Consider the following 12,545-nt stretch of genomic DNA (forward strand, 5'->3'; position numbering starts at 1 on the left):
GGTCACGAAAGGGAGCCCGACGCAACCGCCCGGTGCCGGGGACCGAGGCGTAGACGGCGAGTGCGAGCAACCCGTCGACGATCAGTGCCAGCACGGCGACGAGGATGGCACCGACCAACACGCGGTCGTACTTGTAGAGCGCGAGACCGTCGAATATGTAGCGGCCGAGCCCGCCGAGGTTGACGTACGCAGCCACGGTGGCTGTGGCGATGACCTGCAGAGTCGTATTGCGAAGCCCCCCGAGCATCAGGGGTAAGGCATTGGGAATCTCCACGCGAAACAGCACCTGGGTTTCGGTCATCCCCATGGCCCGAGCTGCGTCGACGACGTCCGGATCGACGTTCGCGATTCCCGCGTAGGTGCCTGCCAGCAGCGGCGGGATTCCCAGCAGGACCAATGCGATGATCGGGGGCACGAGCCCGAGACCGATCAGGAGCACCAGAAACACCAGGATGCCCAGAGTCGGGAGCGAGCGAAGGGCGTTGACGAGACCGACGACCAGCACTTCACCGCGACGCAAGTGGCCGATGAGCAACCCGACGGGGACGGCGATCACGGCGGAGGCGACGACGGCGATCAGGCTGTACCAGATGTGTTCGAGGATGCGGGCGCCGATTCCGGTGCTGCCTTGCCAGTTCGCTGGATCGGATATGTAGGAGAAGGCCTCGGAGAAGATGCTCATGCGACGGCCTTGCCTTTCGAGAGCTTCTTTCCGGTGCGCGCCTTCTTTTCGAGGCGTGTCCAGGGGGTGAGCCACCGGCCGAGCAGGTACAGCGCCGCATCGAAGACCAACGCGAGGAACACGATCGAGATGATGCCTGCGACTATTTGATCCGGATAGTCACGTTGATAGCCCTGGGTGAACAGCGTGCCGAGGCCACCGATGCCGATGACCGAACCCACTGACACGAGCGAGATGTTCGTGACTGCGACGACGCGAACGTTGGCGACGAGGACAGGAAGTGCGAGTGGGAGTTCGACTCCGATCGCTCGCCGCAGCGACGTGTATCCCATGGCCTCGGCCGAGTCGACGACGGCTGCGGGCACCGAATCCAGAGCTTCGGGGACGGCCCTGATCAACAGTGCCGTCGAGTAGACGGCCAGTGCGATGACGACGTTGATGGAGTCGAGTACTCGCGTCCCCAACAGTGCTGGGATGGTCACGAACAGGGCGAGCGAGGGAATGGTGAACGCAATGCTGGCCGCAATCAACGTAATTCGACGAATCCACGACACGTTGCGGATCATCGTCCCGACCGGAACTGCGATGACGAGGCCGATGATCAGTGGCACGAGAGACAGGTACAGATGAGTTCTGGTGAGGCCGAGGACGACGTCGAAGTTGTCGACGAGCCACCGCATCAGCTCGTTCCGTCCTTGCCCAGTGAGAGCGTGTCGAAGTGATGGCTGTTCCTGGCCTCGTCCTCGGCTTTTCTCTGCGCGGCGAGGTGTTCGAGTATCTCGGCGCCGTCGACGCTACCTACTACGGCCCCGGACCGATCGATCGCGACTCCGATACCGGACGGCGACGAGATCGCAGCGTCGAGTGCCTGGCGAAGATCACCGCCGACGGGAAACAGTGATCCGCCGGCAGCGGTGCTCTGCTCGAACGAACGACCCGCGCGGATTCCTTCGACTCCGGTGACATCGATCCATCCGAGAGGAGTGCGTTCGGCGGTGACGACGAGGACCCACTGGCCTTGTTCGAGGCGCAGGTTCTCCAGATCCTCGGTCATCGACGTCTCGATGTCGTGGATCGGCACTGCTCCGGCCGTCCGGAACGACAGTCCGCGGTAACCGCGATCGCGTCCGACGAACGATGCCACGAAATCCGTTGCAGGGGAGGACAGTACGGTCTCGGGGCGGTCGTACTGCTGGAGGCGCCCAGCGGGGCCGAACACTGCGATGGTGTCGCCGAGTCGCACGGCCTCGTCGATGTCGTGGGTGACGAACACGATGGTCTTCTTCAATTCCGCTTGCAAGCGCAACATTTCGGTCTGCAGGTCCTCGCGGACGACGGGATCGACGGCGCTGAAAGGCTCGTCCATCAACAGAATCGGAGGGTCGGCGGCCAGCGCACGTGCCACACCGACACGCTGCTGCTGACCGCCCGACAGCTGGGCCGGGTAGCGGGAGGCCATTGCCGGATCGAGACCGACCCGCTCGAGCACTCCGAGAGCTGCTGTGCGGGCTGCACGCCGAGACTCGCCGCGTAACACCGGAACGGTTGCCACGTTGTCGACGACCGTGCGGTGGGGGAGCAGACCCGCGCTCTGAATGACGTACCCGATGCCGCGACGCAATGTCACGGCATCGGAGTGCGCGATGTTCTTTCCGTCCACCGTGATCACTCCCGACGTCGGTGCGATCATGCGGTTGATCATTCGCATCGACGTGGTCTTGCCGCATCCGGACGGTCCGACGAACACGGTGAACGACTCCGGCTCGATCCGGAGATTCAATGAGTCCACCGCGGTGGTGCCGTCGGGATACTGCTTGGTGACGTTCTCGAAAGTGATCACGGGGGGACGCTCTCTGATCGACCTGCTGGAGTGACTACATGTGCGGGTGTTCAGCCGATCGGTGTGTCGAGTCCCTGTTCCTTCACCCACTGCTGCGCGGCGGCGGCAGGCTCGGTCTTGGTGTCGCCGGATACGGCCTGATTCAGCGCGAGCAGCTCCTCGGTGGTCAGCTTCGCCGAGATCGCATTCAACACGTCGGTCAGCTTCTCCGAAGTCTTGCCTGCATTGATCACCGGGATGACGTTCTGGGCCGCGAAGTTGAACTTGGGATCCTCCAGCACGACGAAGTCGTTCTCGGCGATCGATGCCGACGTCGAGAAGATGTCCGCTGCCGTGATCTGTCCCTCGGCGAGGGCCTTGACCGTTGCGGGGCCACCGCCGTCGGCGATCGGGACGAACTTGCTCGGGTCGATGTCAACGCCGTAGTTGTTCTTCAAGCCGGGAAGGCCGTAGGTGCGCTCCTGGAACTCGGCAGGCGCACCGATGCTGATCTCGGCGGAGTGCGGTGCCAGGTCCGCGATGGTCTTCAGATTCCACCGATCGGCGGTGGCACGGGTGACGACGATGGAGTCCTTGTCCTCGGCGGGAGCCGGATCGGCCACGACGAGTTCGGAGCCCAGTGCGTCGGGAAGCGCAGCCTCCACGTCGGCGGAGGACGTGGCAGTGGCCTCCGGATCGAGGTACTGCAGGAGATTGCCCGTGTAATCGGGAATCACGTCGATGGACCCGTCCTTGACGGCCGGGATGTACGCCTCGCGGCTGCCGATGTTGAGGGTGGTGCTCACATCGAACCCGTTCGCCTTCAGCACCTCGGCGTAGATGTTCGCGATGGTCTCGGACTCGGTGAAGTTGGCGGAGCCGACGACGATCGTGTTCGAGTCCGAGTTGCTGTCTCCTCCGCCGCTGGACAGCGGGTCGGAGTTGCCGCCACATGCGGTCAGCGCCAGCACCGACAGTGTGAGCGCAGCGAAAGCTCGCGTGGTACGGGTGGTGTTCATGGGTTCCTTCCATCGGTTCCGACCGGTCGAGGCGCCACGTGGCGGCCGCTCGGGATGGCAATCGGGGCAAGTCTAGCCATAGGGTTGCCCCGGATGATCATCTCGTTCGGCAATCTTTCCCGGCGATCGAGAACGATAAACCCAACCACCGACATCTGTCCGAATGGAGTCCGTTTCGTGCCTGCGTTCGCCCCGCGGTTTGCTGTGGCCGTACTACTCGCGTGTGGCGTAGCCGGCTGCACCAACTCGGAGCAGGAGCCGTCGACGATTGTCGTCGGTTCCTCGGACGACGTCAGAGGCGAACTGCTCGCGGAGATCTATTCGGGGGCGCTTCGCTCGACGGGAGCGGACGTGCGAATCGACGCTCGCATCGGCGACCGACCGATGTACCTCGAGGCGCTGGACCGGGGTGAGGTCGATCTCGTGCCGGATCTCACAGGGGAATTGTTGACGACGTTCGATTCGACGTCGACGGCCACCGATGCCGAGGACGTCTTCGTCGATCTCAACAGATCGCTGCCTGCGGGGCTGTCGGTGACGGATTTCGCGACGGCGGAGGATCGACGGGCAATCGCGGTGTCTCCGTCCGGCCCGCTTGCCGACGCAGCTGCGGTGCCCGACATCGCACCGCGGTGTGGGGAGTCGACGGTTGTCGTCGGTGAGGCGGATGTCGCGGCGCTCGGCACCCTGGAGGCCCGCTACGGATGTGTGTTCTCCTCGGTACTGACGGTGCCCGAAGAGCAGGAGGTGGTCGACAAGATCGCCGACGGCTCTGCGGACGTGGCCGTGATCCGTACCGCGTCGGCGGGTCCCGGAGCCACGGATCTGACCGTCCTCTCGGACTCCGAGGAGGTGTTCGCGGCGCAGAACGTGGTACCGCTCTTTCGAGATGGAGTGTTGAGCGACAACGAGATTCGGTCGTTCAGCGTCGTGGCAGGTGAGCTTGCCACTGCGGACCTCGCCGACATGATCGGTGAGGTCCGCGGTGGTGAGAGTTCAGCCGACGTCGCTGCTCGTTGGCTCGGCGAGCACAACCTCTGACGTACGGACCCGCGTGCCGAGAAACGCGCCGAGGTGGTGGACCGCTTCGGCGGCTTCACGCAGGATGGACGCCTGCAGATGCGCTACGTGCCATAGCTTTTCGTATTCGACGTAGTCCACCTCGGCTCCCGAGAGCAGCAGCTTGTCGTGGAACGCGACGATCTGTGGATACAGCACCTCGGACGTCCCTACGTGAAGCACGATCGGTGGCAGTCCGGACAGGTCGCCCAGCAGGGGAGCGAATCGCTGATCGAGCGGATCCCCCTCGCCCAAGTAGGCTTCCGCCGATGTGTACGACCACGCCGTGTTGACCACCAGATCACGATCGAACGGCGCGTCTCGCGCGCCCGGGTCGACCCACGGTGAGATCAGTCCGAGTGCTGCGGGCTGCACACCGTCGTCGACGAGTTGGCGCGCGGTGGCGACAGTGAGCCCGCCGCCTGCCGAATCACCCGCGATGGCGATTCGGCCCGCGCTGAACCCGTGCGAGTGCACGAGTTCGCGGAATGCGGCGACGGCGTCGTTCAGGCCGGCGGGCAACGGGTGCTCGGGAGCCAGTCGATAGTCGAGAACGTATACCGCGCTTGCAGATTCGCGAGCCAGATGCGCCGCGAGCGAGCGATGAGTTCCGATCGAGCCGATGGTGTACGCCCCGCCGTGCAAGTACAGGATCGCGGTGGTGCGCTCGGTGGCTCCGACCGTGATGCGTTCGGCCTTGCGCCCCGCCAGCGTCAGCTTCTGGCTGACGGTCCCGTCGGGCAGGGTTTGGAGCGGCGACGCGGCGTCGAGAAGCCTGCGCTGTACGGAGAACGGCAGGCGAGCGTTCAGAGCCAGGCGGTAGAACGGCTTCAGCGACGCAGACACCAACGGCAGTGGCAGGTAGAAGGATTTCACCGCACTACTTCTTCCGCGGCATGACGCGCTTGGCCACCGTTGCGATCAGGCCCTGGTACTTCGAACCGGTCACGCGGACAAGCAGATCGAGCGCAATGGCGTCTGACCCGATCAGCACTCGGCCTTTGCCCTTCTCGACGCCCTTGAGGATCGTCTTGGCAGCCTGGTCCGGGGTGGTCTTGGCCAGTTTGGAGTCGAAGAACTTGGCCACCGACTGCTGATCGTAGTTCTCGGCGACGGTCGCGTTGCGGGCGATGGCCGTCTTGATTCCGCCCGGATGGACGACGGTCATCTTGACCGGCGCCTTCGAGATGAGCAGCTCGATGCGCAGTGCCTCACTGAAGCCGCGGACGGCGAACTTGGCTGCGTTGTAGGCGGCCTGTGACGGCATGGCCAGCAATCCGAAGAGGCTGGAGACGTTGACGATGTGGCCGTCGCCCGACTCGTGCAGGTGTGGCAGAAAAGCCTTGGTGCCGTTGACGACCCCCCAGAAGTCGACGTCGACGATGCGCTCGATGTCCTTGAACGAGGATTCCTCGACGTCGCCGTGGTACGCGATGCCTGCGTTGTTGTAGATCTGATTGATCTTGCCGAAGCGGGTCTTCACCGTCTCCGCGTAGTCGAGGACGTTCTCGCGTTGTGTCACGTCGAGGAACTGAGATTCGACCTCGCCGCCGAGTGCTTCCACCTGGCGGACTGTCTCGGCGAGTCCGTTCACGTCGACGTCGGACAGGGCCAACTTGGCTCCCCGCTGCGCGAGATTGAGCGCCAGGGCGCGTCCGATGCCCGAACCCGCGCCGGTGACGACGGCAACTTTGCCTGCGAATGCTGTGCTCACTGTGCTGCTACCTCGATGTCGGTGTCGGCGACGGTGTTGCCGGCAGAAATGGGGAGATCGGATTCCGCGACGCTACGGTACGCCGCGAGGTCGAACTTTCTGGTGATCGCGCGGAACCGGAACGTGAAGTCCGGCCAGAGCGTGGTGTTGTTGCCGTGCTTGTCGAGATACCAGCTGGCGCAGCCGCCGTTCATCCAGACGCTGTTGGACATGCGGTCCTGCAGGTCGGCGTTGTACTCGTCCTGGACATCCTTGCGGACCTCGATGACACCGATGTCGTGCTTGTCGATGGTGTCGAGTGCGTCGATGACGTAGTTGAGCTGCGACTCGATCATGAACACCATCGAGGTGTGTCCGAGACCGGTGTTGGGACCGACGAGGAAGAACATGTTGGGGTAGTTCGCGACAGCGGCGCCCTTGTAACCTTGCTGGCCCTCCTCTTCGAAGGTCTGCGCGAGCGTCTTGCCACCTTTGCCGTAGATGCCCTGGTACGCAGGCGAATCCGTGACGTGGAAACCGGTTGCGACGACGAGTGCGTCGATCTGACGCTCGGTTCCGTCCGCGGTGACGATGGAATTGGCCTTGACCTCGGCGATGCCGTCGGTCACCAGATCGACGTTGGCGCGATCCAGGGCGGGGTAGTACGCATTGGAGATCAGCATCCGCTTGCAGCCGATCCGGAAGTTGGGCGTCACCTTCTTGCGCAGCGACTTGTCCTTGATGCCCTTGTTGATCTGCTGCTTGGCGATGAGCTCGAAGATACGCATCAGCGCGGGCTTCTTGGCCAGGCCGACGACCTGCGTCTCACGCGCTGCGTATATGCCGGTGCGCGAGAGGCGCTGGAACCCGGGAATGCGCTTGAACGCGAACTTCTCCAAGCCGGTGTACTCACGGTCGAAGCGGGGGAGGATCCACGGTGCGGTGCGCTGGTAGACGTCGAGGTGGCTCACCGTGTCCGCGATGGCAGGCACGATCTGGATTGCCGACGCTCCCGTGCCGATCACGGCCACGCGCTTGCCCTCGAGGGACACGTCGTGGTTCCACTGCGCGGAGTGGAAGACGTCGCCCTCGAAGCTCTCGATTCCCTTGATGGGCGGAAGGTTCGGCTCGCACAGGGCGCCGACCGCCGTGACGACGACCTTTGCGGTGTACTCGCCGGTGCTGGCGACGATGTTCCAGCGGTGGGTGCTCTCGTCCCACGTGACCGAGGTGACGTCCGAGCCGAACACGTGCTTGTCGAGCACGTTGTACTTGCGCGCCACCGAGGAGATGTACTTCTGGATCTCGGGCTGAGTGGAGAAGGACCGTGTCCAGTCCGGGTTGAGGGCGAACGAGTACGAGTACAGGTGCGAGGGCACATCGCATGCCGCGCCCGGGTAGGTGTTGTCGCGCCACGTCCCGCCGACGTCGTTGCCTCGTTCGAGGACGAGGAAGTTGTTCTTGCCCTTCTGAGTCAGCTTGATCGCTGCTCCAAGGCCGGCGAAGCCGCTGCCGATGATCACCGTATCGACCTGGCGCGGCGCCGTCACACGCTCCGAAGTATCTGTAACCGTAAGACTCATGAAGGTGAGCGTAGGAGCTTATTGAGTGTGAGTCAATAGTTGTTGACTACTATTCAGTAAGCTGGTTGCATGGCCGGTGTGAACACACCAGCCGTCAAGCGAACGCGCATGAGTCCGGAGGAGCGTCGGGCCCAGCTGATCGAGCTCGGCACGGAAATGCTGGCGGACAGACCGCTCGACCAGGTGTCCGTCGAAGACATCGCCGATCAGGCGGGGGTCTCCCGTGGCCTGCTGTTCCACTACTTCTCGTCCAAGCAGGACTTCCACCTCGCGATCGTTCGTGAAGCCAGCAAGACGATGCTCGAGCGCACCGCACCCGATCTCAGCCTCGGACCGTACGAGATCCTGCGCGATTCCATCGCCAACTACGTCGACTACGTGACCGAGAATCGCGAAACGTTCATCTCGTTGCTCCGCGGATCCGCCAGCGGAGACCCGGAGATGCGCATGGTGTTCGAACAGACTCGCACCACCATGGCCGAACGCACCGTCGCCAACCTCTACAAACTCGAGGTCGAAGCCAGCCCCACCACCGAACTCGCGGTGCGCGGATGGATCGCCTTCGTCGAGGAGGCCACCATCTCGTGGCTGCGTGAGCCCAAGATCTCGCGCGACGAACTCATCGACCTCAACGTCGGAGCGCTCCCTGCCGTCGCCCTGGCCCCGGCGATGATCGCCTCGCTGCTCGGTGCGGGGTCGGTGCCGTCGGGTGCGGGGTCTGTGCCGTCCGCTTGAATGTGCCGTTCAAGCCACCTGATCGTATGAATGGGCCATTCAAGCGATGTGGGGCCGGCCGCCCGTGAAAGACCGAATGGCGCCCTCGATCACTGGTGAGTGACCGAAGGCGCCATTCGCTCCGAAAATGACCCGCAGAGGGCGCTGAAGCTAGTCTTCGCCGACCGCGTTGAAGGCCTCGTCGATGATCTCGAGCTGCTCGACGGCGTGGACCTTGCTCGACCCCGAGGACGGCGCGGACATCGCACGACGCGACACTCGCTTGATTCCGCTCAGGACGTCGGGCATGAGTTCCGGGAATGCCAGACCGAAGAACGGCCATGCACCCTGGTTCGCCGGCTCCTCCTGGACCCAGCGGAACTCGGTTGCGTTCGGGTAGCTGTGGATCGCCTCGGTGATCCGACGCGTCGGAACCGGGTACAGCTGCTCGATGCGCACGATGGCGACGTCTTCGCGGTTGTCCTTCTGCTTGCGGGCGAGAAGCTCGTAGTACAGCTTGCCGCTCACCATCAGGACGCGCTTGACCTTGCTGCGATCGCCGGTGCCGGTTTCGTAGGTCGGCTCGTCGAACACCGAGTGGAACTTGCCGTCGGTGAAGTCCTCGATGTTGGACACCGCGGCCTTGTTGCGCAGCATCGACTTCGGAGTGAAGACGATGAGCGGACGACGGATTCCATCGCGTGCGTGTCGACGCAGGAGGTGGAAGTAGTTCGCCGGCGTCGACGGAACCGACACGGTCATCGAACCTTCGGCGCACAGTGTCAGGAAGCGCTCGATGCGTCCCGACGTGTGGTCCGGTCCCTGACCTTCGTGGCCGTGCGGCAGAAGCAGCACGACGTCGGAAAGCTGGCCCCACTTGGCTTCACCGGAGGAGATGAACTCGTCGATGATGGACTGTGCGCCGTTGACGAAGTCGCCGAACTGCGCTTCCCACATCACCAGGGCGTCGGGGTTGCCGACCGAGTATCCGTATTCGAAGCCGACGGCCGCGAACTCGCTCAGCGCGGAGTCGTAGACCATGAACTTGCCGGGGGTCGCGCTGCCGATGTTGTGCAGCGGGGTGTACTCGGCGCCGGTCTTGCGGTCGATGATGACCGAATGACGCTGGGTGAACGTGCCGCGGCGCGTGTCCTGGCCGGAGAACCGGATGTTGCGTCCCTCGTCCACGAGCGATCCGAGTGCCAACAGTTCGCCGAAGGCCCAGTCGACCTTGCCCTCGTACGCCATTTCGCGACGCTTCTCGAGCACGGGCTTGACGCGCGGGTGCACGTTGAAGCCGTCGGGAACCTCGAGGTGTGCGTCACCGATCCGGTGCAGTACCGACTTGTCCACGGCGGTGGTCAGCTTGGCGGGCAGCTGCTGATCGAGCTCGACCGATTCGCTGGGCTCCGGGGTGTACTTCTCGAGTTCGCGTACCTCGTTGAAGACGCGTTCGAGCTGACCCTGGTAGTCGCGGAGAGCGTCTTCTGCCTCTTTGAGGGAGATGTCACCGCGGCCGATGAGGGATTCGGTGTAGCTCTTGCGGACGCTGCGCTTGGTATCGATGAGGTCGTACATCGCGGGCTGCGTCATCGACGGGTCGTCGCCCTCGTTGTGGCCACGCCTGCGGTAGCAGATCATGTCGATGACGACGTCCTTGTTGAACTTCTCGCGGAAGTCCACTGCGAGCTGCGCAACTCGGACACATGCTTCCGGGTCGTCTCCGTTGACGTGGAAGATCGGCGCGCCGATCATCTTGGCGACATCGGTGCAGTACTCGGACGAACGCGAGTGCTCGGGGGCGGTGGTGAAACCGACCTGGTTGTTGACCACGATGTGCACGGTGCCACCGGTTCGGTAGCCACGAAGCTGCGCGAGGTTGAGCGTTTCCGCGACCACACCCTGGCCTGCGAAGGCCGCATCGCCGTGCAGCATCAGCGGCAGAACGGAGAAGCCGCCCTCGCCTGCACCCTTGTCGAGTAGATCCTGCTTCGCGCGGACGAGACCCTCCAGGACCGGGTCGACGGCCTCGAGGTGGGACGGGTTCGCGGTCAGCGAGACCTTGATGTCGTTCTCGCCGAACATCTGGATGTACGTGCCCTCGGCACCGAGGTGGTACTTCACGTCTCCGGAGCCATGTGCGGCCGCCGGGTTCATGTTGCCCTCGAACTCGGTGAAGATCTTCGAGTACGGCTTGCCGACGATGTTCGCCAGCACGTTCAGGCGACCGCGGTGCGGCATACCGATGACGACCTCGTCGAGTGCGTGCTCGGCACTCTGGTCGATCACGGCGTCCATCATCGGGATGACGGACTCGGCGCCTTCGAGTGAGAAGCGCTTCTGGCCGACGTACTTGGTCTGCAGGAACGTCTCGAACGCCTCGGCGGCATTGAGCTTGCTCAGCGTGTACTTCTGCTGTGCCACGGTCGGCTTGACGTGTGTCGCCTCGACGCGTTCCTGGAGCCAGCCGACCTGGTCGGTCTCGAGGATGTGGGTGTACTCGACGCCGACGTGGCGGCAGTACGAATCGCGCAGCACGGACAGGACGTCGCGCAGACGCATCTTGTCCTTGCCGTGGAAACCGCCGACTTTGAACTCGCGGTCGAGATCCCACAGCGTCAGATCGTGGCTGATCACGTCGAGGTCCGGATGCATCCGGAACTTGTCCTTGGTGAACTGCAACGGATCCGTATCGGCCATGAGGTGGCCGCGGTTGCGGTACGCCGCGATCAGTTCGAGAACACGGGTGTTCTTGTCGACGGTGCCCTCGGGCAGATCCTTGCGCCAGCGGATGGGCTCGTACGGAATCTTCAGCGAATGGAAGACCCCGTCGTAGAACTCGTCGCTGATCAGCAGGTTGTGGATCGTGCGAAGGAAATCGCCCGACTCCGCGCCCTGGATGATGCGGTGGTCGTAGGTGGAGGTCAGTGTCATGAGCTTGCCGACACCGAGATCTGCCAGACGCTCGTCGCTCGAGCCCTGGAACTCGGCCGGGTACTCCATCGCACCGGCACCGATGATCGCGCCTTGGCCGTTCATCAGGCGTGGAACGGAGTGGACGGTGCCGATTCCACCGGGGTTGGTCAGCGAGATCGTGACGCCCTGGAAGTCCTCGCCGGTCAGCTTGCCGTCGCGCGCACGCCGGACGATGTCCTCGTAGGCGTTGTAGAACTGCGTGAACGTGTGGTCCTGTGTGCCCTTGATCGCCGCGACGACCAGGGAGCGGTTGCCGTCCTTGCCGGGCAGGTCGATGGCGAGACCGAGGTTGGTCGCGGCAGGCGTGACCGCGTTCGGCTTGCCGTCGATCTCGGCGAAGTGGCGGTTCATGTTCGGGAACGCCTTCACGGCCTGCACGATGGCATAGCCGAGCAGGTGAGTGAACGAGATCTTGCCGCCGCGCGTGCGAGCGAGATGATTGTTGATGACGAGGCGGTTGTCGACCATCAGTTTGGCTGGAATGGCGCGCACGCTGGTAGCGGTCGGGATCTGGAGCGAAGCCGACATGTTCTTCGCGACGGCAGCAGCGGCGCCGCGCAGAACCTTGCTCGACTCTTCGTTCGCGCCGGCTGCAGCAGCAGGCTTCGCAGGTGACGCGGACGGGTTGGCGCCCGCCGCCTTCGATGTAGCGGGCTTCGCCGTGGGTGCAGGCTTCGTGGCTGCAGCAGCGGGCTGGGCCTTCGGAGCCTCGGCCTTCGACGCTTCTTGGGCCTTCGGTGCTTCGGCTTTCGGTGCAGCAGACTGAGGGGCCTTCGGTGCGGCAGTCGCAGGCTTGCCGTTGGAGGGAGTCGTACTGCCGTTCGGAACCGCCGCGGACTCGTCACCCGCCGGCGCGTCCGGGTCGTAGTCGGTCAAGAATTCGTGCCAACTGGCGTCGACCGAGGACGGGTCGTCCTTGAATCGCTGGTACATCTCGTCGACCAGCCATTGATTTTGTCCGAATTGGGTAGTAGAGCTGCTGCTCACGGCAGTAGTTCGC

Annotated in this window: 10 protein-coding genes; 2 read left to right on the top strand and 8 right to left on the bottom strand. The window is 63.8% G+C overall.

Translation table 11 applies throughout. The features are described 5' to 3' along the window. The 4 genes from RY1_RS25560 to RY1_RS25575 form a co-directional block, all read right to left on the bottom strand. The coding region (locus tag RY1_RS25560; RefSeq protein ID WP_072806859.1) for an ABC transporter permease at positions 1–682 on the bottom strand (682 nt) is incomplete at its 3' end. Beyond that, positions 679–1,362 (bottom strand): ABC transporter permease, encoded by a 684-nt coding sequence (locus RY1_RS25565; RefSeq protein WP_072806860.1) that lies wholly within the window; start codon positions 1,360–1,362, stop codon positions 679–681. The genes RY1_RS25565 and RY1_RS25560, both read right to left, overlap by 4 nt. Further along, complete coding sequence (locus RY1_RS25570) at positions 1,362–2,522, bottom strand: ABC transporter ATP-binding protein (RefSeq protein WP_072806861.1); 1,161 nt, start codon at positions 2,520–2,522, stop codon at positions 1,362–1,364. Before RY1_RS25570 ends, RY1_RS25565 begins: the two co-directional genes overlap by 1 nt. 50 nt (positions 2,523–2,572) lie before the next feature. Further along, entirely contained in the window at positions 2,573–3,520 is a 948-nt protein-coding gene (locus tag RY1_RS25575) for an ABC transporter substrate-binding protein (protein ID WP_072806862.1), read from the bottom strand. Between the two features lie 177 nt (positions 3,521–3,697). Between RY1_RS25575 and RY1_RS25580 the strand changes: the two genes are divergently transcribed. Continuing rightward, entirely contained in the window at positions 3,698–4,561 is an 864-nt protein-coding gene (locus RY1_RS25580) for a glycine betaine ABC transporter substrate-binding protein (RefSeq protein ID WP_072806915.1), read from the top strand. Here the strand turns inward: RY1_RS25580 and RY1_RS25585 are convergent. The 3 genes from RY1_RS25585 to RY1_RS25595 are packed head-to-tail and all read right to left on the bottom strand — an operon-like array spanning position 4,517 to position 7,855. Next, positions 4,517–5,455, bottom strand: a complete 939-nt coding sequence (locus tag RY1_RS25585; protein WP_072806863.1) for an alpha/beta hydrolase — start codon at positions 5,453–5,455, stop codon at positions 4,517–4,519. The two genes, RY1_RS25580 and RY1_RS25585, sit on opposite strands and share 45 nt — an antisense overlap. Before the next feature lie 4 nt (positions 5,456–5,459). After that, positions 5,460–6,293: an SDR family NAD(P)-dependent oxidoreductase gene (locus RY1_RS25590; RefSeq protein ID WP_072806864.1), complete on the bottom strand. Its 834-nt coding sequence runs from the start codon at positions 6,291–6,293 to the stop codon at positions 5,460–5,462. Beyond that, positions 6,290–7,855 (bottom strand): flavin-containing monooxygenase, encoded by a 1,566-nt coding sequence (locus RY1_RS25595; RefSeq protein WP_072806865.1) that lies wholly within the window; start codon positions 7,853–7,855, stop codon positions 6,290–6,292. The genes RY1_RS25590 and RY1_RS25595 overlap by 4 nt, the downstream gene beginning before the upstream one ends. Positions 7,856–7,924: 69 nt before the next feature. Here RY1_RS25595 and RY1_RS25600 point away from each other — a divergent pair, with 69 nt between their 5' ends. Continuing rightward, positions 7,925–8,590 carry a TetR/AcrR family transcriptional regulator gene (locus RY1_RS25600; protein ID WP_072806866.1) on the top strand — a complete coding sequence of 222 codons (666 nt, stop codon included), beginning with the start codon at positions 7,925–7,927 and terminating at the stop codon, positions 8,588–8,590. Positions 8,591–8,740: 150 nt separating this feature from the next. On the opposite strand, the gene RY1_RS25605 is transcribed toward RY1_RS25600, so the two are convergent. After that, positions 8,741–12,532 (bottom strand): multifunctional oxoglutarate decarboxylase/oxoglutarate dehydrogenase thiamine pyrophosphate-binding subunit/dihydrolipoyllysine-residue succinyltransferase subunit, encoded by a 3,792-nt coding sequence (locus RY1_RS25605; RefSeq protein ID WP_072806867.1) that lies wholly within the window; start codon positions 12,530–12,532, stop codon positions 8,741–8,743. Between the last annotated feature and the right edge of the window lie 13 nt (positions 12,533–12,545).

The organism is Rhodococcus yunnanensis NBRC 103083 (genome assembly GCF_001895005.1).
In the GTDB taxonomy this organism is placed as follows: domain Bacteria; phylum Actinomycetota; class Actinomycetes; order Mycobacteriales; family Mycobacteriaceae; genus Rhodococcoides; species Rhodococcoides yunnanense.